The organism is Streptomyces xantholiticus (assembly GCF_014651015.1).
GTDB classification, from domain to species: Bacteria; Actinomycetota; Actinomycetes; order Streptomycetales; family Streptomycetaceae; genus Streptomyces; species Streptomyces xantholiticus.
The window spans coordinates 37,061-56,788 of sequence record NZ_BMWB01000035.1; the positions used below are offsets into that span (position 1 = coordinate 37,061).

Below are 19,728 nucleotides of genomic sequence, written 5' to 3' on the forward strand. Positions count from 1 at the left end.
TGCGGGGTCACTGCGCGGATGCCGCGAGGCCACGGGTGCCACCGATCAGAAGCTCCGCAGGAGACGGCCTAGAAAATACCGGCCTGCATGTTGCGCGTGAGGTTGTCGAGGATCTCGCGGAGCCATGGGGTGCGGACGGCGGGCAGGCGGACGAGGGTGGCCCGGAAGATTTCCGGGTCGGCCTGGAACGGGTGGTGGTAGCGCGGTGGGGGGAGCGGGTAGTCGTCGCGGAGGACGCCGGCGGGCATCCGGCCCGACGTCGGGACGGGCAGGTACGGCTCGGGAAAGGCCATCGACTGCCACACTCCGAACGGCAGCGGGACCCGGTATGCGGAGGCGGCCGAGTCGGCGGGGGTCCAGGTCTGCCCGGTCTGCGGATGGGCGGGTACGAGAAGGATGTCGGCGTCCGCGTCGAGGGCGGGCAGGCCGGGTCCGGCAAGGACGGCGTGCCGGGACGGTGGGCCCGCGGGCAGCAGGGAGTCCAGGGCGCGTTGGAACACCTCGGCGGCCAGGCCGTCCGGGACGGTTACCGGCCGCCTGTCGGAAGCCACGAGGAGGTGAGCGAGGGCCCGGCCCGCCGCTGCTTCCCATTGGGGGCTCCACAACGACCACCTTTTCTCCTCCCCCGGCCGGCACCCCCAACGGGTGATCGGCTCGAAGGGGGGTGTGCCCTCCCCCGACTTCACCAGCTCCGCCCAGGAGAGCAGTGGCGCTTCGGGACCGTCGAAGGGGAGGCGGCGTACGGCGGTCGGGTCGAGCCACACGGCCTGCCAGAGCGAGCAGTCGTCGATCCGGGTCGCGACGGGCTGGCCGCAGGCCGCGCACGCCATGTTCGGGCCGCCCGCCCCGTCAAGACCGCAACAGTAGCCGCTGCCACGGTTCTCCGGGTTCAGGACGGTGCCGTGCGCCTCGCCCGGTGCGATGACGACCGCACCGGGCGCGTTGTCGGAGAGTCCGTGGACGGGCGCGAAGATGCCGCGCGCCTCCGCTTCGTCCGGATCGATCTCCGCCCATCTCCGCCAGGGCGGTCCCCAGGGCTCCGGTTCCACGGCGAACGTGCCGGGTTCCATGAGCACGGGGAGCTGGGTCCCGTTGCCGTACTTCTGGTGAGCGTGGACCGGCAGGGCAACTTGGGACAAGGGGCCGGTCAGATCGGCGCCGCACCCTGCACACACAAAAACGAACAAACGTCCTCCGTCTGGGAAACGGGGGCATCATCGCATGTCGGGGCGGGGCCGGGCCACGCACCGGGCCTTTGGTCCGCCGGCACAACGACCCCTCCCTCGCCGCCGATGACCCGGTCCTCGACAATCCCCTGCACGCCGACCCCGCTGGGGGTGACCGCTACGAGGCTCCCTCGGGTCGCAGGAGATCGACGAACTCGAACACTCCGTCGAGGTGTTCGACCCGGTTACGCCGCCGGTGTCGGTCACGTCACGGGCTCCATGCGGCGGCCTCCCGGGCGATGACGGCGGCGTAGCGGTCGAGTGCCGCTTCGGAGTCGGCGTCCGCGACCCGCATCGTGGCTTCGTTGATCTCTACGAACAGCGTTTGGCGACCGGTTCCGGAGGCAGTTGGTGCTCGCCTGGCTCACGGATCTCGATGAGAAACGACGGCACTGTCGTGTCCACGAACGTGGGACGGCCAGCCTCTCGTCAGAGCGGCTGGCCGTCGAAGGGGTCGCCGGAGCCGGTCTTGAACGTCGTGCCGAGGGCGTACTGCGCGATCCCGAGGGGTTGAAAATCGGCATCGGCAAGGACGCGGTAGAGAACTCAGAGGTGGACCTATCGCACCGGTCCCATGCGCCGCCGTCATCGGACCGCCCAAGGACCGGGTAATCGCCCGGCCTCTCGGCATCGATCAGCCAGAAGTACTCGTCGGCCCATTCAGTGGAGCCCCACCGACCGGCACACGCAACAAGCAGGACTGCGCCCTGACCGACGTCCACGACGTCGAAGCCTTCCTGGCGACCATGCCCATGCCGTCCGCAGCGTTCCGGTCGGCGACGGCTCCGTGAACGACGCAACGGCCCAGCGCTCCTTCGGCAACACGGCTTTCGCGCCGATCGCTCCGCTCGCCTCCGAGCCGCCCCTTGCAGCCGGGTGCCCGCACCGTCAGCGCAGCAGCATGGGCACCCTCAGGGGCGCCCGCTCATGACGCTGCGCAGCAGGTCGACGATGGGCTGCACGGGTACGGTCGGGTCGAAGGCGCGCTGGACGCCGAGCCCGATGCCGAGGCTGAGCAGGGTCAGGGCGGCGGTGTCGGCGGGCAGGGCGATTGTGATGCCGAGTTCGTCCGCCTGCGCCCGGATCAGGTCCGCGAGCGCGTCGGTGACGATGCGCCGGCGCTGGGCGAGTTGCTCGCACACCTGCTTGTCGCGGCGGTTGGCGGTGGCGAACTCGACTTCCAGCGAGGTCCACGAGCTGTCGCCGATGGTCTCGTCGGCCCAGCGGGCGAATCCCGCGATCCGGTCCTCGAAGAGGGGCGCGTCGCCCATCGCGGCGGCCAGCTGTGTCACCTGTTCCGCGGCGATGCGGTCGAGCACGGCCAGGCACAGCTCGTTCTTGGTGGCGAAGTTGGAGTACACCGCCCCCTTCGAGTAGCCCGCCGCCTCGGCGACACGCTCCATTGACGTCGCCGTGAAGCCTTCGCCCAGGAAGAGCGCGTACGCGGTGTCGAGGACGTGTTCGCGGGTGCGGGCCTGGCTCTCGGCCCGGGTCAGTCTTGCCACCCTCGCAGGATACCGCTAGCTTTCGGATTCCCTTGGAATTCAAATACCGGGAGAATCTATGGCGGGGTGTCAACGACGCGGGCTGGTCGTCGGGTGCGGCGGCACCCTCGGCTTCGCATGGGCGGTTGCGGCGCTGGCCGCGGTCGAGGAGCAGCTCGACTGGGATGCCCGCACGGCACAGGTGCTGGTGGGGACGTCGGCGGGGGCGGAGGTCGTGTCCGTGCTCGGGTCCGGCCGGTCGGTCTCCGACCTGCTCGCGGCACTGCAGGGCCGGTCCGACGCGGACCCGTTGCTCCTGCGGCACGTCGGCGCGCACCCGGGCGCCCTGCCACCGGTTCCGTGGCCGGGGTTGCCGGGCGCCGGGCTGACGGCGGCGGCAATCCGGGGCCGTGTCCCGCTGGGGTCGGGGCTGCTCGGCCTCCTGCCGCGCGGCCGCGGGGATGCGGGGTGGCTGCGGGGCTTCGGCGCCGCGCTGGCGGACGGCCACACGTGGTTCGCCTCGTCACGTACGTGGCTGGTGGCGACCGAGACGCGCTCCGGCAGACGGGTCGCGTTCGGTTCGCCCGACGCCCCGGTCGCCGACATCGGCAGCGCGTTGGCCGCGTCGTCGGCGATCCCGGGCTGGTTCCCTCCCGTACGGATCGACGGGCGCGCCTACCTCGACGGCGGGGTGGTGTCGCCGACGTCGGCCGACCTCATTGCCCCGCTCGGCTTGGACGAGGTGGTGATCGTCGCCCCGATGGCGACGTCCGGGGGCGCGCCCGCCACCGGGCTGAGCCGCCTCGAACGCGTCGCCAGGCGCTGGATGACCCGGAACCTCGACGCGGAGGAACACCTGCTTCGGGCAGCGGGGACCCGCGTCGTCCGGATCGAGCCCGGCGCCGAGGAACTGGCCGTCATGGGCTTCAACTTCATGGAAGTCGCCCGCCGACCGGCCACCCTCGACGTCTCCCTGCGTACCGCACCCGACCGTGTCAAGCGAGCCATCGACAGGAGCACCACGGCATGAGCGCCCATTTCGAGGTCATCGTCATCGGCGCCGGTATCTCCGGGGTCGGCGCGGGAGTCCGGTTGCGCGAGGCCGGAATCCGGGACTTCCTGATCATCGAGGCCGCCGACGACTTCGGCGGCACGTGGCGGGCCAACACCTATCCGGGCTGCCAGTGCGATGTGCCGTCCCGGCTCTACAGCTACTCGTTCGCGCCGAACCCGGACTGGACGAGGGTGTACGCGCATCAGCCGGAGATCCTCGCCTACGTGAAAGGTGTCGCCGACCGGCACCGGCTGCGCGAGCACACCCGGTTCGGCGTGCGCATGACCGAGGCACACTGGCATGCCGAGGCGGCACGGTGGCGGATCAGCACCAATGCCGGCGAGTTCACCGCCCGGTTCCTGATCGCCGGTGCCGGGCCGTGGAACGAGCCTCTCATCCCCGATATCCCGGGCCTTGCGGAGTTTCCCGGCAGGGTGTTCCACTCCGCGCGCTGGAACCACGACTACGACCTGCGCGGCAAGCGGGTCGCGGTGCTCGGCACCGGGGCATCGGCCGTGCAGTTCGTCCCGGCCATCGCCCCCCAGGTCGACCGGCTCCACTTGTTCCAGCGCACCGCCCAGTGGGTGCTGCCCAAGCCGGACCACCGCATACCGAAGGCCGAACGGTGGGTGATGCGGCATGTGCCCGGCGCCCGCGCCGCGGTGGCCGCGGTGGAGTACCGGGCCATGGAGTTGCTGGGCCGCGGATTTCGCAGGCCCTCGCTGCTGCGCGGCGTACAGGCCGTGGCACGCGCACAGTTGCGCGCCACCGTGCGGGATCGTGAACTGCGCCGCAAGCTGACCCCCGACTACACCATCGGCTGCAAGCGCATCCTGTTCTCCAACCACTACTACCCTGCCCTGACCCGCCCGAATGTGGACGTGCACGCCTGCGCCGTCCGCACGGTCGACCGCACCACCGTGCTCGGCGCCGACGGCAGCAGCGCCGAAGTGGACGCGATCATCCTCGGCACGGGCTTTCACATCCTCGACATGCCCCTGTCGAACCTCATTCACGACGGCGCCGGACGTTCCCTCGCCGACCACTGGCAGGGCTCCCCCGAGGCGTACCTCGGCACCGTCACCGCCGGGTTCCCCAACGCTTTTCTGCTCCTCGGTCCCGGCCTGGGCACCGGACACAGCTCCGCTTTCACCATCCTCGAGGCCCAGCTCGATCTCGTCTTCGGCGCGATCCGCTCAGCACGCGCCGAGGGGTGGGCGTCGGTGGAGGTACGCCGCGACGTGCAGAGCGCCTACAACACCGAACTGCAGGCCGCCCTCGCGGGCACCGTCTACAACACCGGCGGATGCCGGAGCTACTACCTCGACGCCAACGGCCGCAACAGCTTCAGCTGGCCCTGGTCGACCGGCCGGCTCCGCACACAGGTGGCACGCTTCGACGCCCGCGACTTCACCGTCATGTGAAACGAGCTGGGGGGGTTGGGAGCTGCACAGGTCGGCCGGACGTCGGGGCTCAGTCGCGCGCCAGTTCACCCTCGCCCATGCCGATGGCGAAGACCGGGTGGTCGGACTCGTCGAAGTAGTACCGTGCGGTGTCGGTGTCCAGTCCGGTCAGGGAGATCTCCACGTCGTCCACGCAGCTTCCGGCGCCATAGGTGAGATGCTCCACGACGTTCACGCGGTCGGACGTACGGTTCTGCAGCGTCCAGTACCCGCCGCAGCCCAGCGTGGGGTAGTCGACCTTGGCGACCCGCTCGCCCCGGGCTCCTCCGGTGTACTGGATCTCGACGTCGTAGATGCTGGCCCCGTCCCCCTGGTTCACGATCCCCCGCCACCTCCCGGTGAAGTCGAACTGCCGGGGCGAGGACGGGGGCGACGTGCTCCGTCCGGTCTCCTTGGAGGGGGACGGCGAGGGCGATTGGGTCGGCTGAGCCGTCGGGCCGGTCGCGGCGCTGGACCGTGCCGGTCCCGCCGTCCCGCCCGGGCTGCCCGCCTCGTTGGTGCCGTCGTCGCGCATCATCAGCACGAGCGACAGGATGATCCCTCCGACGAGGACGACACCCAGGGCGGCCAGCACTGGCGCCATGGGTCGGCGCGGTGGCGTGGGCGGGAGGAGAGGCGTCACAGGTGGGAGTGCCGGTGCCGGTGGAGTGGGGGCACCTGCTGGGGGCGTCCGGGCAGCGAGTCCGGGCACGCGGGCGGACGTCGCGGTGGGCGCGTGGTGCAGGGAACGCGCGGCCGTATCGACTTGGGTGGGCACGGCGCCTTCCAGCGCGAGCAGCCGCACTGCCTCCTGGCCCAGCCGGGTGGTGAGCTGCGGCGGAAGCCAGCCGCTGTCGGGGAGTTCGGCCCCGACGGCGCGGATCGCCTCGGCCTCGATCTCCGCCGCCGAGGGCCGGTCCGCAGGATCCGCGGTCATGCAGCGCCCCACCAGGGTGCGCAGCGTGCCGTCGATGCCGTCGAGCCGGGGCGGCTGGGAGATCACCCGTATGAGGACCGCGTGCGGCGCGTCGTCCTCACCGTCGAAGGGGCCGCGGCCGGTCGCGGCGTAGGCCAGCAGCGCGCCCAGGCCGAAGACGTCGCTCGCTTCGCCGAGTCGCTCTCCGCGCACCTGTTCGGGAGACATGAATCCGGGCGATCCGATGACGGCACCGGTGCGGGTGGCCACGCTGGAGTCGACGGCCCGGGCGATGCCGAAGTCGATGACGCGGGGCCCGTCCAGGGTGATGAGCACATTGGACGGCTTGACGTCCCGGTGCAGGACGCCGGCGCCGTGGATGGCGCCCAGGGTCGCCGCGAGCCCCCGCGCCAGGTGCCACACCGACGTGGGCGGCAGGGGGCGCTGCCACTCCTCCACCACCCGCTGGAGTGACGGGCCGGGCACGAACTCCGTTGCGAACCAAGGGGTGTCGGCCTCGGTGTCGGAGGCGACCACGGATGCCGTCCCGGCTCCGGAGACGCGGCGTGCGGCGGCGACCTCGCGCCGGAACCGGCGCCGGAACTCCGGCTCTTCGGCGAGGTGAGGGTGAATCAGCTTGACGGCGACGAATCGGCCGTCCTGGGCACGGGCCAGGAACACCTGGCCCATCCCTCCGAGCCCCAGCCGACCCAGGAGCCGGTACGGCCCCAGTGCCCGAGGATCACTGTCCCGCAGCGGCTTCATCGCACCGTCCGTTCCAGGCAGGCACCTCGACCCCCTCCGCCGCCTGTTCCCCTGCGGTGACGGCCCCGTCATTGTGACAGCTCACACGGCAAGCGGCGCCGGATTCTCCAGGCTCCTCACCCGCGGGCGCGGCAGGCACGCCGGCGGCCACCCAGGTGCATCAGGCTTCCACCCTGCACCGGTTCAACATCGTGCGGGATCACTTCTCGCAGATTGGATCTCACCGCTCCCCCCTCCTGCTGGCTCACCAACGGCAGCCGTCGCGCACTGTGACAGCAGCATCGGCCGTACCCTGCATCGCAAGAACAGCATCCCTCGCCACTCAGCTCAGCCAGGGAGTGATCTGCCAGGCCGCGAGTGCCGGGAGTGGCCCGCGATGTTGACGTCGGGCGGGAAGCTCAGCCGTCGAAGCGCGTCCATGTGACGTCGACCGCGGCCAGAGGCGCCAGGACGCTGCGGTGAAGGGCCCGGCCCAGGCGCTGAATCCGTGGTCGTCGCCCTCTGCGACGTACATGACGAGGCCGGGTGCCACGTAGAAGCGGGCGTTCATCCCGGGCCAGAAGGGACGCGGGCACCAGGTGCATCCCGTGGGTGAGTCGGTCGATCTGGTGGCCTGTCAGCGAGTCGCTGCCGGGCATGGCCCGGTGGTCGGCGTTCATGATGGCCTCGAAGAGGGAGCCTCACTGTTGGAGCACGGAGAAGTAAATCGGTGGGGTGATGCAGGTGAATCTGCCACGATCATCGGATGGGTGCCTTGGATGCAGTGGCAGGCAGGGTTGCTGGCGGGGCCACCGTGGCGTTCCGGCCCAGCGGTTCCTCGATGGTCCCGCTGATACGCAGTCGGCAGCAGGTGGTCGTTGCTCCGGTCGACCCGTCCAAGTTGGACTTGGGGGACATCGTCCTGGCCCGTGTCGCCGGGACGGTCTACTTGCACTTGGTGTCGTCCGTGGACCTCGCCAGGAAGCGGGTGCAGATCAGCAACAACCGTGGTCACGTCAATGGCTGGACAAGCTACGACCGTGTCTTCGGTATCTGTGTGGCAGTCGACGGCGTCACCCGGTCAGGAGTCGCAGGCAAGACGCTCGAGGCTGACTCCAACGACTCCTCCTGAACCTGACGCTCCAGCAGCATTGGGCCGTCAAGCCATACGGGTGGCAGAACGAGTGCGCGTTCGCGAGATCGATGACGACGAGGGCCGGCGGTTACTTCTGACGGCCCGCAGAGGCACGGGCTCCGTGGTGACCTGGCGGCGCGCGCAGATGGTGCTGCTGTCCGCTCAGGGCATGCCGGTCGCAAAAATCGCTGAGGTGTCGTTCACCAGTGACGACCGGGTCCGCGACGTGATCCGCAACTCCAACGCCGACGGCTTCGACTCGCTCTCCCCCAAGTACTCCCGCGGCCGGCCGAAGACCTTCACACTGCCCGAGCGCCGCGAGATCAAGAAGCTACCTCAGACTCAACCACCGCTACGAACGACCCATCCTACCTGCCCTTTCTCGGCCTCGCCGCAGCCCTGCGCTGCTACAAGCAACGCGTCCGCCTCACCACACAGAACACCGTCCAAGCCGTCACGCCGCTTGATGACTTGGGTAGCCTGAGGTCGGTGGAAATGGGACTGAACGCAGATGACTGGCTGGCAGATACCCGGACGTCTTATGACACCGTCGCTGCAAGTTACGCAGAGCTGACACGTCACCTCTTGGACGAAACACCCGAAGAGGGCGCGGTCTTGGCCCTGTTTGCCGACCTGGTGCGCGCCCAAGGCGGCGGGCTGGTCGCGGACGTGGGGTGTGGGACGGGCAGGATCACAGCCCACCTGCGCAAGCTGGACCTGGACGCGTTCGGCATCGATCTGTCACCTGGAATGATCGGTGCGGCCCGTCGTGATCACCCCGATGTGCGGTTCGATCTCGGTTCCATGACGGACCTCCCCTTGGCCGACGCCTCGGTGACTGGCCTGGTCGCCTGGTACTCACTGATCCACGTTCCTGACGACGAGATCAGCTCGGTTCTTGCGCATTTCCGTCGAGTGCTTCGGCCCGGTGGGCCGTTGCTACTCAGCTTCCATGTCGGCGACGGATCGCAGTTGAAGACCGAGGGCTACGGCGGGCACCCGATGAAGGTCTATGTCCATCGCCGGCAGCATGACCAGACGATTGAGTGGCTTAACGAAGCTGGCTTCACCGTCGAGACGCACAAGACTCTCACCTCGGCCGAGAGCAAGCTGGGAGGGATCATACTCGCGCGTCGTCAACCTTGAGCGGCTCAGCCAGTCGCCTGGCGGAGTCGGGATCAGGAGGCTCCTGCGGCGATCTCGCCGAAAGTGGCCAGGCCCAGGTGGATGACTGAGGGCTTGAGAGAGGCAGAGCGGGCGCGTCCCGTCGATCAGTTCGCGCCTGAGTTCAGCTGTGATCTCGTGGACGGCCCGCAGGCCGGGCAGCCGCTCGTAGGCGCCGCGGGCCCGGGCGCGGGCCACCGTCAGGGCGCGCGTGCCATCCGGTAGCCCTCGACGCGCTGGAGCGCCTGGTGGCCGACGTAGAAGGTGTAGGCCCACCTTTGGCTCTGTACACGGGAATGGGTTCTGGCTCACCTTCTGTGGAGCAATAACCCTGCGCACCCGACCCGGCCTCGATGGCGTCCCACCCCGTCTCGGGGCCACTGCAGGCGTATTCCGCCCCACGCCTCTCAGCTGCGTGCTCGTCGCGAGAGGATGGGGTGGTGATCCGCTACGACACCGAGATACAGGCCCTGTACCGCCGCTATTGCCTCCCCGCGCGCCGGTACCTGAAGCTCGGCGGAGCGGTACTTCGCATGTCGCGCGAGGAGTATGAGCCGTTCGTTCAGCACCTGGCCGCTGATGCGAGGGTTGTTACCGACGCCGAGCTCACCATCCTCTTCGAAGGCAGCTGGCGCGAGCGGCGAACCGCGGCATGGCTCGCCGCCGTCTCGCGCCGTGACCACTTCCGTGAGCGACTGGGTGCGCTGCTGCTGGAGAGTGAGGTCTGCTGCGCGGGTGGGGCCTACTGTGTGGCTCTGGCGAGCTTCGGCACCGCACGGGACGCCGACTTGCTTGCCGCTTACCTGGATCGCTACCTGCGTCGGCCCGATCTCGCCTACGACCAGCCGACAGCCATGGGCGCCCTGGCCTACACGGAGTCCGTCGTGCACGGCGACCGGGCCAGCCACCTCCTCCAGGAGGGCGGCCTGTGGCGGCAGTGGTTCCAGGACGCGCCCCACATGCACGGCGATGATGGCATCTCCAGCTACCTGGGCGGCATCCGCCTCGCCTGCGCCGTTGTAGACGAGTGTGCCGGCATCTGACCCCCTCGGCTTCGTTCACTGCGAAGACTCTGGCTCAACGCCCGGGACGCGGCCACCCTCCGTCACGCCAGTAGGACACGCTTGCGAAGAAGTTGGAACCCTGCACGGCCGAACATCTGGCGCTTGAGCATCTTGATCCTGTTGACATGGCCTTCGACCGCGCCCGAGCTCCAGGGCAGGGTCAATCCAGCGGTGACGGCGTCGATGTCGCGGTCGATGCCGGCGGCGAGGGTGTGGAGGCTGGGCAGATCGTCCTGTCGGACGGCGTCGAGCCAGGCCGGGAGGCGCTCGCCCTGGCGGTCGGTGAGCATGGTCGCGAAGGACCGGACGTGGAGAGTGAGGGCGTCGAGTTCGGGGCACTGGGTGCGGACGGTCTTGAGCTGGAGTTGTTCGTGCTCGGTGAGGGTTTCCGGGCGTCTGAGGATCCATCTGGAGACTGTTCGGGGTGACGGCGGCCGGGCGGTCACCGGTCGCGGTGAGGTGCGCTTCTTGTGCAGGTAGGCGCGGACGCGCTGGTAGCTGCCCTCGTAGCCGAGCGGCACGATCTCCTCCCACAGCTTCCAGGCGTTGGTGATGCCGTCGTTCCAGCGGTCGTCCAGGTAGGGCTTGTAGTCGTCGAGGACCGAGGTCCGGTTCTGCCACTGGCCGGTGAACAGGTCCTCCGGCTTCACGGCGTCGGAGAACCGTTTGACGGTGTGCCAGGCCATGCCGAGCTGCCGCTGGACCGAACGCAGGCTGTGTCCTGCCTCCAGGAGTGCGTGAACGGCGGCGTGCCGGGACCTGGTGCGGTCGGCGAACCGGTGTCCCGTCGGCCAGGGTGAACCGGACGGCTCGTCTTCCGGGGCGGGCTCAGATTCGGGTTCGGGGGCGGCCGGGACAAGGGCTCGCAGGCAGCGGCGGTGCTGGGCGACTGCCCGTTCGGCGGCCTCGCTCAGGTTGTGCCAGAGGTGCCACCGGTCCGCGACCTGGACGGCCTGCGGGGCGCCGGCGGAGGCGCCTTCGGCAAAGAACGGCGCCCGGTCGCGGCAAACGACCTGGACGCCCGGCCGTTCGGCGAGCCAGGCAGCCAGGCTGGACGCCTCCCGGTCCGGCAGCAGATCGACGGGGCGCCGGGTCTCGATGTCGATGAGGACCGTGCCGTAGTGGCGGCCCTTGCGGGTGGCGTACTCGTCGACGCCGACGACCCGCGGCGCGGGGATCTCGGGTTCGGGAAGATCGTCCACCAGCCGGAGCACCGTGCTGCGGCTGACGGACACCCCGAGAACGTGGGCGATGCGCGCCCCGGCGCGGCCCGCGAGGGCCAGGCCGACTGCGGCCAGGGTGGAACGCAACCGCTCAGTCCGCTGACCGTACCGACGTGTCAGGCCGGGCACCTGCTCGACGACGGTACGGCGTGCGCATCCCGAGTTCCCGCACGTGAACCGCCGGACCCTCAACTGGAGAACAACACTTCGGCCACCACTCGGCACATCAGCGGGAAACCGCACGTAGGAACCATGAACCCGGTTCGACCAGACTCCGCAGACCGGGCACACGTCACCGTCCGCCACAGATTGCGCATCAACGCGCACTATCTCGAAATTCACGTCCACCGACAGCACCGCGACGTCCGCGATCGACGGGAACAACAACTCTTTGAGCCGGAGCGCAACCTCTTCCACGGCCCCGAACTGTCAGCCCAACCGCCGAGCCGACGGGCCATTTCCGGGCGACTTTTCGTACGGCTCGAAGAGGTCCGGCCGTCACTCAGAGTGGCCGCGTCACAGAAGTTGAGCCAGAGCCATAAGTCGCGTACACAGCCACACCGTCCGAACGCGTGACGCTCCCTGGTGCCCGACCCCGTGGGGGCCGGGCACCGCTTGGTGGGTCAGTGGCGGGTGGCGGCACTGCGGCGCCGCCACCAGATCCCGCCGCCGACCGCGGCAAGCGCGAGCGCGCCGAGGGCCACGGGCATGAGCGGGGAGGTGGCGTCGTCCTGCTGGGCTGCGGTGTCCTTTCGGTCAGAGTCCGGGCCGGCGGTGTTGCCGGGTGCCTGCGTTGTCGCGCTGCTGCTGGGTGAGGGTGTGCCCTTGGCGGTGGCGCTGGGGCTGGCTCCTGCGGCGGCGGGCTTCAGGTCGAGCCGGGGGGCGGCGGCGTTGCCGTGCCCGTGGCCGGTTGATTCCTCCCGTTCGATCCAGCGGTCGATGCGGCCGTCGCTGTAGGTCTGCAGGGTCTTGAGCACCAGCGACTTGGTGTTGGGCAGTTGGCGGATGGTGACGGCGAATTCGGCGTCCTTGCCGGTGGCCACGGCTGGGCCGGAGACGGTGAAGGTCTTCTCCTCGCGGGTGAGCTTCCAGTCCTTCGGGCCGTCGGCGTAGGTGACGTCGGCCGGTTTCATGCCGTCAGGCAGGAACACCTGGAGTTTGGTGATGCCGGCCGAGGTGGACTCCGATTCGGCCATGAACTCCAGGCGGACGTCGGTGGCCAGTGCGCGAGCATCCTTGGCGGTGACCTCCACATGTGCGAACGCAGGGGCAGCGGCGGCCAGTACGGCCGCCGTGGCGGTGGCGGTCAGGGCGGTGTATCGGCGCGCGGTACACACCCGAGCGGGACGATCTGTCAAGGGTGACTCCTGAAGAGGTGGGTACGGTCGGCTACCTGGTCGATGCGTCGATGCTGCTGCGGCCATGGCGATAGTGGTGGATGAGGCCGAGGGTGATGTCCACGGCCAGGAAGCCGATGAGGGTGATGCCGAGGACCGGCAAGGCCCAGCCGATGGCCACCACGACCGGGATGCCGAGGAGAAGCACCGGCAGGGGCAGCTGACGCCAGGCTCCGCGCACGGGGGGCTTGCCGAGGGGGGCGTTGCGGTCTGCCCGGGTGGGTCGACGCTGCCACCACATGCGGTAGCCCCAGGCGGTGAGGAACAGCAATCCGATGGCGGTGGCGGCGAGGAGGAGCTGGTTGGCCAGGCCGAAGAGCCGCCCCATGTGGGCCTGGATGCCGAGCTTGGTGAGCTTGGCCAGCAGCGGGTAGTCAGACCACCGATTGTGGGCGGTGACCTGGTGGGTCTCGGCGTCGACGGCGACCTGGTCCAGGTGGACCGGCCACACCTTGTCGTCCTGGGCGACGGACCAGGCGCTGTGCTCGTCCGCCGGGGGTGTCAGATTGAGGGGGCCGGTGAGCCCGGAGTCCCTGGCGGTGGCCAGCACCGGGCCGATGTCGTCGATGGGATCGGTTGCCTGCTTGGACGAGGCCGTCCCGCCATGGTTCCCGTGCTTGCCGTGGGAGTCGCCGGAGCCGCCAGGGGCGGAGGACAGGGAGGTGTTGAGCTCGGGGGTGTGGGCCTGGGCCTTGTCCAGCAGGGTCTCGAAGCGGGCGCCTGCGTAGTTCGACCAGGTCAGGCCGGTGGTGCTGAGGAAGAACAGGCCCACGGCCAGCCACAGGCCGGTGGTGGCGTGCCAGCTGCGGGTGCGGCGCACGCCGCGGGCGCTGCGGTCGGGCAGGAGCGCCCGCCGGACCGGCTTGCCCTGCCTGGAGCGGCTGCGGGCCAGCCACAGCACCAGTCCGGCGGCGACGATGACCCACAGCCAGCTGGCGGCCGTCTCCGAGTACAGCCGGCCCACCTCTCCCAGATGCAGGCTGCGGTGCAGTTCGCCGAGCCAGGTGGCCAAGGGTGTGGTGTTGAACGAGGTGGTCAGTGCGCCCTTGACCTCGTTCGTGTAGGGGTCGACGAACACGGTGCGCTGCTTCTCACCCAGCTCGGGGACGGCCAGCACCACCCGGGTGGTCTCCTCCGGGGTGGCGGGAGTGAGGACCGAGGCCAGTGCCCCCTCCGGGTGAGCGGCGCGGGCGGCGGCGACCTGGTCCGCCAACGGGTGCGGCCTGCCCTCGACTTTCTCGACGGTCAACTGGTCGCCGTAGACCAGCTGGTCGAGTTGCGGGGCGAAGACGTAGGCGAGGCCGGTCAGGGCGGCAACGATCAGGAACGGCGCGACGAACACGCCCGCGTAGAAGTGCAGGCGCATCAGCAGCGCCCGTACTCCCTGCCGGGAACGGTTCTTCGGCCGGGGGGTGTCGTCGGCGGCTGAGGGGGGCGGTGCGGTGGCGGTCGTCGCAGAACTGCGTGTTTCCGATGGCTGGTTGGTGGGTCCAGCGGACGTTGCCATGGATGGATCTTCGGGCGAAGTGGACATGCGGAACTCCAGGTACGCGCCCGTCGGGCAGGCCGCAGGCGCTCAGCGCGAAGTCGAATCGAGGACCGCCGCTGCATGGGCGGCGTGGCGCACGTCGCGGCAGAAGCCGCGCAACCGGCCTGACGCCGCGCTCAAGGAAGGACAGCATGCCGCGCCCGCCCCGCAGGCAACCGTGGCCGTGTGGGGATGGTGAAAGCGCGTGGAGCGAGGTGTCGTCAGGCCGGTACCGGCAGCGGAGGCCCTCGGCGGGGCAGGCCACGCGCGAGCAGCACCGAGTACCTGACGCACAGCACCCGCGGGCCGCGCGGCAGCAACCACGGCGCGGGCTCCGGTAGCGGCGACAGCCGCAAGCAGCCCAATCTGGGAACCACCATCGCGGCCAGCCGCCGCACCAGCCGGTCCCCGTAGGCCAGGCAGACCGCCGCCCCCAGGGCCGCCGCGCCATGCGCCACCGTCATGTCCACCGACATCGCGTGGTGACCACCACCACTGACCGGAGCTGCGCTGGACCCCATCGCGCCGTGAAGGTGCGCATGTCCCGGCGACATGCCCGCCACCTCAGCGGCCGCCTTCCCGGCCAGGTGGAAGACGATGTGCACCACCAACTGGGCGGCACCCAGCACCAGCACCTGGACGTCGAAGCCTCGACGCCTACGGCACAGCACCACGCCCACCAGAGCGAGCACCGTGAACAGGGCGGTGAGCCATCCCCATCCGGGAAGCCGCCCACCCGCCGAGACGTGGCTCACACAGCCGAGCAGCAGACACAGCAGCGCGGCTGTCAGGCCACGTATGACCCGCTTGGCGCTGCTTCCCGATATCTGCACGGGGGTCAACCTACACAAGTCCCCCAGCAGCAATACGGCGTTGCGCCGCGACTTACGCGTTCTATGCATCTTTGCGCCCCGCGCAGGACGCGGCGGGTTGCCGCCAACGGGGGTGTGCTGCGTGGTTGTCGGCGTACGGGACGCTCTGGGCGGGCGCCGGCGCCGGAGCGGTGGCCGGTTCAACCACGCCGGTGGGCTGGGCAACGATGGCCTGCACGGTGCTGGCCATGGGCGCGGGCGGCTGCGTCCGGGGCGGCGACACCTTATCCGCCCTCCGTGATCGCGGTTCGCACCGAGGGGTCGTCAAGGTCGGTACCGCATACGGTGACCGCTTGCGCCGTGAGGTCGGCGACGACCTCGCCGACGCCGGGCACCTGCGATACCTCTCCGGTGATGCTCGCCACGCAGTGCCCGCAGCTCATCCCGGTGACGGTGTAGCGCTTCTCGGTCATGGCAATCCGCTCCGTGGGGCCGGTCCTACCTCCCCGCAATGTGAGGTACGGGGGCGGAGGCCAGTGCGTTCAGGTAGGAAGCGCCTTCCACGGTGATGCTTGTAGGCACGCAGCAGAGGGTATGCACCAGGCAGCCCCGGGAGGTCACTCTCCGCTTCGACTGCCGTTAATCCATGAGAGGTTGAAGACGATGAGCGACGTCAGCGGTCTGGAGCCAGTGGCCACCTTCTGCGGCAACTGCAACTGCGGCTGTCCGCAGCTGTTCGTCGACCCTGCCGCACCCGCAGAGCGCCGTGTGGTCCTGACGGACGACTTCGGCCAGCGGGTGCAGATGAGCACCGACCAGTTCGCCTCCCTCATCGAGCAGGCCAAGGCCGGGAAGCTGGACGGCACAGCCTGACGGCCGACCGCCCGGCGTCTCCAGCCGACTGGGGCGGGTACGCCCACAGCCCGGCCGCGGTGCGCGCCGGAGCCGCTGAGCTGCGGCTCCCGGGCCGGAGCGCCGCCCTGGAAAATGGCGGGTGCTCGAGCCCCGGGTCCCGCCAACGTATGTTCAGCTTGCCCGCCTACTCGGGTGACCTGGACGGAGACCTTCGCATCCTTCCGACCCTTGTGCTCGCGGATGCTCTGCCACACCAGCCAGGCGCCGCCGATCTCGAAGAGGGCGGCGACGACGAACAGGGCAACGGAACGAGCGACGGTCATACCCGGGACACTAACGGCGGCCCGCGCCGCTGATCTGCAGCGGGTCGGCCGACTTCTGGCAACCGCACCCGCTCTCACCTGCGGTCTTCGACGCGCAGGAGCAGGAGCGGCGGCGCCGGCCGAGCCACCAGGTGCCGACGGTGAGCACGGCCAGGACGACGGCCAGGGCGGGCAGCCAGGCCACCACCGCCCCGACCCCGGCCCCGGCCCCGACGACCCCAGCTGTGATCAGGAGGGGCAGCGCGCAGCACGCCACGCAGGCCAGCGCGGCCATGCCCCCGAGCGCCTTCGGGGCACGCCCTGGGCGGGGCTCAGCAGCAGGGTCCGGCATGACGGTTCTCCTCGGCGAGGTCGGTGAAAGGGATCGGGCAGCAGGCGCTCGAGGCGCAGACGGTCAGGTCGTCGCAGCCCGCCTCCACGGCGGCGGCCAGGGCGGTGCGGATGGTGGTGAGGTCAGCGATCTTCGCGTCGACCTCGGCGAGCTTGGCCGTGGCTCGGTCCTGGAGCCCCGCCACGGGGCGCCCGTGCCGGTGACGGCCGGCCTCCAGGAGCTCGGCGACCTCCTCCAGCGTGAACCCGAGCCGCTGGGCGGCCTTGATCACCCGAAGCGCGGTCACCGCGTCCTCGCCGTAGAGGCGGTGACCGCCGTTGCTGCGTTCCGGCTCGGCCAGCAGGCCGCGCCGCTCGTAGTAGCGCAGGGTCTGAATGTTCACCCCGGCCACCTCGGCGACCTGCCCGCTGCGCAGGCCCGTACTCACCGCTGCTCCCCGGCGGCAGCGGTTCGGGCCGCGATGGCGTCCAGAACGGCCTCGTGCTCCTGGTCGACCGAGATGTCCAGACGGATCAGGTCCTCGCCGGGGGTGGTGGTGAAGGTGAAGAACGAGCAGCAGCCGCTTTCACGCTCCACCAGGCCACGGACCCGGTCCTCGACGCCCGACCCGCCCGCCAGGTCCAGACGCAGGTGGAACGGCTGGGGTCTCGACAGCGCCGTCAGCCGCTCGCAGAACAGCCCATCCCACTCGGCGACCCTCAAAGGCCGCTCCTCGGCGGGCAGCGTGCAGGACTGCGGCACCCATGCAAGATCACTCATCGCGCTCACTCCCGTCATCAGTCCCCGTGGTGGGGCCATCTCCGACGGTAAACCTGTACCTGGGTACCGGTTGCAAGTCCGGCTCGGGGCGATGATCCGCAGGGCGGTCTTCTCCCTGGCCTCGCGCAGCGCGTGACCTCGGCGCGGCCCTCGCGGCCGCCACCGCCCGCCGCACCGTCATGCCTCTGCAGCGCGATGGCGGCCAGGCACGCGATCGCCCTGCACCTCGGAGGGCATCGCCTCCCGCAAGGGCCCAGAAATCGCACTGGCTCACGCAGGCATCTCCGTAGACGTTCTGGGGCATGACAAGGAGCTCCTGCCTGAGGGGTTCGCCGACCGCGTGCACGCCGCATTCCCCCGCGCGGATCTCGCCTACGAGATGACCGACCTGATCGTCCGGCAGACGCTGGCCAATCCCGCCAAGGCCGGCCCGCTCCGCTTCCCCTGTCAGCTCCTGCGCCGCCACCTGCCGCCCGGCACGCTGCCCGACTGGTACGACCTGATCGCCCAGGCCGGCTGGGGCGACCGGCCCACCACCGCTCACCCGGACACTCCGGCCACCTGAAACCCCGCCAACTACCGGCCATCTGTGCGCAGGGTCATGCAGACCTCGGCCATCGGGACCGGCCCGGCCTGCCTGCGGAGATCACTCAGCCGGTCGGCGGGACCGGCAGCTGCCGGAGTGCCTGCGCACCACGAGGAAGGGGTGCGTCAGGCCGAAGGTGAGGGCCGCACGCCATGGATGACGATCCGTCCTGCGGCGGCGGGGAATCCGCAACACGATCCCGGAGAAGAGTGACAGCCAGGCCGCCCGCCTGCGCAAGGGCTCACGCGGCGGACGGCCACCCGGTTTTGATGAGGCGAGGTACAAGAAGCGCAACACCGTTGAGCGGGCGATCAACCGCCTGAAGCAGTCCCGGGCGGTCGCCACTCGCTACGACAAGCGCGGCTACGTCTTCCTCGGCACCACCACAGCGGCAGCCCTTGCTGTCTGGCTCCGAACGTGATCAGTGGCTTCTTAGTGACCGTCGAGCCAGCGGCGTGCCGCCAGGCTCAGCGGTGGCTCGTCCGGCTCGTCCATCGTTCCCTCCGCCACCGCCTCGGCCCACCGCCGGAGGACCTTTGAACGATGCGGCGCTGTCAGCACAGAGGTGCTGATGTCGTGCTCCCATGTCGTCGCGAAGCACAGGACGTTCCCGTCGAGCGAGAGCATGCGGAACTCTGGACGGCAGGGGGCGCTGCCGAGCAGGCCGGCAGCACCTTTGCCCATGATGTCCCACTCACTCTGCAGCTCGACACAGAACCACCGAGAGGGGCTGCTCTCTTCAGGCTGGAGCGCGAGCAGGAACCTGCGGTCGGTCTCGGTGAACAGCTCTCCTTCGACCGACAGCCGGTACCAGTCGGCGTTGGCCTTCTCGCGTAGGTGCGGTTCGAGGACGTCGAGCATGGCCTCGACGCGCCCTTCCTCGGGAGGGCAGCTCGGTGCCTGGCCGGTGACGATGGGCGGGATGAGCCCTTCGGGCTCGGTCCACCCGTCCACGATTCGCAGGCCCGCCACGGCGAGAGACTTCATAACCCCCATCATGCGGTCTCCGCCGATCAGCACACGGGGCAGGGCCGTGCTTGGCCCCGCGCCCGGGCCGTCGCTGCCCGCTTCGGCAGACGCGGCCTGCGTTCCGCGCCACCGCAGCAATCGTTATCTCGGGTACTGGAACGGCCTCAGGCACGTAAGGCACGTGCGCGAAACGGTACGTGCCTCACAGATATCCCAGGGTTGCCAGGCATGTTGGTCATGTGGGACGGGCCGAGGCTTTGTACGTGGAACTGGACAACAGTGTCGATGACGGCCGGCAACACCCCGCTTGTGGCAGGAAGCGTGTCGACGAGATTGGGCAGCGCCTGGCCTCAGAACCACGGCACCCTAGGACCGTAGCTCGGCGAGTCGCGCCAAAGCCTCGGGAGACGACGCCCTTTCCTCCTCGGTGAGCTGGAGCTCAGCGGCCTGCGTCAGCAGCCGCGCGGCCAGGGCCTCGTCGCCAAGCCGCTGCGCGATGTCCCCCCGCAGCACCAGCAGGCGCAGATGCTGTGCAGGGGTGGGGCGCTCGTCCTCCGATCGCAGTGCGTAGTCGATGATCTTCGCGGCGCCCGGCAGATCCTCCTTGGAGTCGACGAACAGATCGGCCATGTGCACTGCCCGTGCGAAAGTTTCCTTGGGTACCGGCCGGAGTCTCTGGTCCTCGCTGATCTGCTGGCCGACGCGGATGCTGTTGC

Annotated in this window: 20 protein-coding genes and 3 pseudogenes; 9 read left to right on the forward strand and 14 right to left on the reverse strand. The window is 69.8% G+C overall.

The features are described from left to right. Positions 1-68: 68 nt before the first annotated feature. Complete coding sequence (locus tag IE198_RS32035; RefSeq protein WP_189893019.1) at positions 69-1,187, reverse strand: hypothetical protein; 1,119 nt, start codon at positions 1,185-1,187, stop codon at positions 69-71. 950 nt (positions 1,188-2,137) lie between these two features. Further along, a complete protein-coding gene (locus IE198_RS32040; RefSeq protein WP_189893021.1) occupies positions 2,138-2,731 on the reverse strand; it encodes a TetR/AcrR family transcriptional regulator in 594 nt (197 codons plus the stop codon). Positions 2,732-2,789: 58 nt separating this feature from the next. Between IE198_RS32040 and IE198_RS32045 the strand changes: the two genes are divergently transcribed. Next, positions 2,790-3,740 carry a patatin-like phospholipase family protein gene (locus IE198_RS32045; protein ID WP_189893023.1) on the forward strand — a complete coding sequence of 317 codons (951 nt, stop codon included), beginning with the start codon at positions 2,790-2,792 and terminating at the stop codon, positions 3,738-3,740. After that, positions 3,737-5,188 carry a flavin-containing monooxygenase gene (locus IE198_RS32050; RefSeq protein WP_189893025.1) on the forward strand — a complete coding sequence of 484 codons (1,452 nt, stop codon included), beginning with the start codon at positions 3,737-3,739 and terminating at the stop codon, positions 5,186-5,188. Before IE198_RS32045 ends, IE198_RS32050 begins: the two co-directional genes overlap by 4 nt. A 49-nt stretch (positions 5,189-5,237) precedes the next feature. Here the strand turns inward: IE198_RS32050 and IE198_RS32055 are convergent, their stop codons facing one another. After that, positions 5,238-6,887, reverse strand: coding sequence for a serine/threonine-protein kinase (locus IE198_RS32055; protein ID WP_189893027.1), 1,650 nt, complete (start codon positions 6,885-6,887; stop codon positions 5,238-5,240). 745 nt (positions 6,888-7,632) lie between these two features. Between IE198_RS32055 and IE198_RS32060 the strand changes: the two genes are divergently transcribed. The 4 genes and pseudogenes from IE198_RS32060 to IE198_RS32075 all read left to right on the forward strand — a co-directional run bounded on the left by IE198_RS32060 (position 7,633) and on the right by IE198_RS32075 (position 10,208). After that, the gene (locus IE198_RS32060; protein WP_189893029.1) at positions 7,633-7,998 is read left to right on the forward strand and encodes a S26 family signal peptidase; all 366 of its coding nucleotides are present in this window, start codon (positions 7,633-7,635) and stop codon (positions 7,996-7,998) included. A gap of 40 nt (positions 7,999-8,038) precedes the next feature. Beyond that, positions 8,039-8,350, forward strand: a pseudogene (locus IE198_RS32065) (helix-turn-helix domain-containing protein); the annotation flags it as partial. A 152-nt stretch (positions 8,351-8,502) separates the two neighbouring features. Continuing rightward, entirely contained in the window at positions 8,503-9,147 is a 645-nt protein-coding gene (locus IE198_RS32070; RefSeq protein WP_229834671.1) for a class I SAM-dependent methyltransferase, read from the forward strand. A 458-nt stretch (positions 9,148-9,605) separates the two neighbouring features. Then, the gene (locus IE198_RS32075; RefSeq protein WP_189893031.1) at positions 9,606-10,208 is read left to right on the forward strand and encodes a DUF6000 family protein; all 603 of its coding nucleotides are present in this window, start codon (positions 9,606-9,608) and stop codon (positions 10,206-10,208) included. A 62-nt stretch (positions 10,209-10,270) separates the two neighbouring features. Here IE198_RS32075 and IE198_RS32080 read toward each other — a convergent pair whose 3' ends face one another. The 5 genes from IE198_RS32080 to IE198_RS32100 form a co-directional block, all read right to left on the reverse strand. Further along, a complete protein-coding gene (locus tag IE198_RS32080; RefSeq protein WP_308426892.1) occupies positions 10,271-11,869 on the reverse strand; it encodes an ISL3 family transposase in 1,599 nt (532 codons plus the stop codon). 206 nt (positions 11,870-12,075) lie between these two features. Then, positions 12,076-12,810: a DUF1775 domain-containing protein gene (locus IE198_RS32085; protein ID WP_229834661.1), complete on the reverse strand. Its 735-nt coding sequence runs from the start codon at positions 12,808-12,810 to the stop codon at positions 12,076-12,078. Positions 12,811-12,841: 31 nt separating this feature from the next. Next, complete coding sequence (locus IE198_RS32090) at positions 12,842-14,356, reverse strand: PepSY-associated TM helix domain-containing protein (RefSeq protein WP_373300041.1); 1,515 nt, start codon at positions 14,354-14,356, stop codon at positions 12,842-12,844. A 242-nt stretch (positions 14,357-14,598) separates the two neighbouring features. Then, positions 14,599-15,210, reverse strand: a complete 612-nt coding sequence (locus tag IE198_RS32095; RefSeq protein WP_229834668.1) for a hypothetical protein — start codon at positions 15,208-15,210, stop codon at positions 14,599-14,601. Between the two features lie 263 nt (positions 15,211-15,473). Beyond that, a complete protein-coding gene (locus IE198_RS32100) occupies positions 15,474-15,662 on the reverse strand; it encodes a heavy-metal-associated domain-containing protein (protein WP_189893035.1) in 189 nt (62 codons plus the stop codon). A gap of 190 nt (positions 15,663-15,852) precedes the next feature. On the opposite strand from IE198_RS32100, the gene IE198_RS32105 reads away from it, so the two are divergent. Beyond that, positions 15,853-16,062 carry a hypothetical protein gene (locus tag IE198_RS32105; protein ID WP_189893037.1) on the forward strand — a complete coding sequence of 70 codons (210 nt, stop codon included), beginning with the start codon at positions 15,853-15,855 and terminating at the stop codon, positions 16,060-16,062. A 203-nt stretch (positions 16,063-16,265) separates the two neighbouring features. On the opposite strand, the pseudogene IE198_RS36235 reads toward IE198_RS32105, so the two are convergent. The 4 genes and pseudogenes from IE198_RS36235 to IE198_RS32125 all read right to left on the reverse strand — a co-directional run. Then, positions 16,266-16,367, reverse strand: a pseudogene (locus IE198_RS36235) (YnfA family protein); the annotation flags it as partial. Positions 16,368-16,377: 10 nt separating this feature from the next. Next, the gene (merT, locus tag IE198_RS32115) at positions 16,378-16,698 is read right to left on the reverse strand and encodes a mercuric ion transporter MerT (protein WP_189893038.1); all 321 of its coding nucleotides are present in this window, start codon (positions 16,696-16,698) and stop codon (positions 16,378-16,380) included. Then, positions 16,679-17,125, reverse strand: coding sequence for a MerR family transcriptional regulator (locus tag IE198_RS32120; protein ID WP_189893040.1), 447 nt, complete (start codon positions 17,123-17,125; stop codon positions 16,679-16,681). Before IE198_RS32120 ends, merT begins: the two co-directional genes overlap by 20 nt. Further along, positions 17,122-17,457 (reverse strand): hypothetical protein, encoded by a 336-nt coding sequence (locus IE198_RS32125; RefSeq protein ID WP_189893043.1) that lies wholly within the window; start codon positions 17,455-17,457, stop codon positions 17,122-17,124. The genes IE198_RS32120 and IE198_RS32125 overlap by 4 nt, the downstream gene beginning before the upstream one ends. Before the next feature lie 340 nt (positions 17,458-17,797). Here IE198_RS32125 and IE198_RS32130 point away from each other — a divergent pair, with 340 nt between their 5' ends. Both IE198_RS32130 and IE198_RS32135 read left to right on the forward strand, forming a co-directional pair. Next, positions 17,798-18,022: a hypothetical protein gene (locus tag IE198_RS32130; RefSeq protein WP_189893045.1), complete on the forward strand. Its 225-nt coding sequence runs from the start codon at positions 17,798-17,800 to the stop codon at positions 18,020-18,022. Between the two features lie 181 nt (positions 18,023-18,203). Then, positions 18,204-18,464: pseudogene (locus IE198_RS32135) on the forward strand (IS5/IS1182 family transposase); the annotation flags it as partial. A gap of 11 nt (positions 18,465-18,475) precedes the next feature. On the opposite strand, the gene IE198_RS32140 reads toward IE198_RS32135, so the two are convergent. Beyond that, on the reverse strand, positions 18,476-19,030 hold the full coding sequence (locus tag IE198_RS32140; RefSeq protein WP_229834669.1) for a hypothetical protein: 555 nt from the start codon (positions 19,028-19,030) through the stop codon (positions 18,476-18,478). A 348-nt stretch (positions 19,031-19,378) separates the two neighbouring features. Beyond that, positions 19,379-19,728: DUF8817 family protein (locus IE198_RS32145; RefSeq protein WP_506417287.1), on the reverse strand; the 350-nt coding region annotated here is incomplete at its 5' end.

Excerpts from the sequence above, each read along its gene's own strand:
- IE198_RS32045 (WP_189893023.1), top strand. The coding sequence starts at position 2,790 with ATGGCGGGGTGTCAACGACGCGGGCTGGTCGTCGGGTGCGGCGGCACC.
- IE198_RS32050 (WP_189893025.1), top strand. The coding sequence starts at position 3,737 with ATGAGCGCCCATTTCGAGGTCATCGTCATCGGCGCCGGTATCTCCGGG.
- IE198_RS32055 (WP_189893027.1), bottom strand. The coding sequence starts at position 6,887 with ATGAAGCCGCTGCGGGACAGTGATCCTCGGGCACTGGGGCCGTACCGG.
- IE198_RS32060 (WP_189893029.1), top strand. The coding sequence starts at position 7,633 with ATGGGTGCCTTGGATGCAGTGGCAGGCAGGGTTGCTGGCGGGGCCACC.
- IE198_RS32090 (WP_373300041.1), bottom strand. The coding sequence starts at position 14,356 with ATGGCAACGTCCGCTGGACCCACCAACCAGCCATCGGAAACACGCAGT.
- IE198_RS32100 (WP_189893035.1), bottom strand. The coding sequence starts at position 15,662 with ATGACCGAGAAGCGCTACACCGTCACCGGGATGAGCTGCGGGCACTGC.
- IE198_RS32105 (WP_189893037.1), top strand. The coding sequence starts at position 15,853 with ATGAGCGACGTCAGCGGTCTGGAGCCAGTGGCCACCTTCTGCGGCAAC.
- merT (WP_189893038.1), bottom strand. The coding sequence starts at position 16,698 with ATGCCGGACCCTGCTGCTGAGCCCCGCCCAGGGCGTGCCCCGAAGGCG.
- IE198_RS32125 (WP_189893043.1), bottom strand. The coding sequence starts at position 17,457 with ATGAGTGATCTTGCATGGGTGCCGCAGTCCTGCACGCTGCCCGCCGAG.
- IE198_RS32140 (WP_229834669.1), bottom strand. The coding sequence starts at position 19,030 with ATGAAGTCTCTCGCCGTGGCGGGCCTGCGAATCGTGGACGGGTGGACC.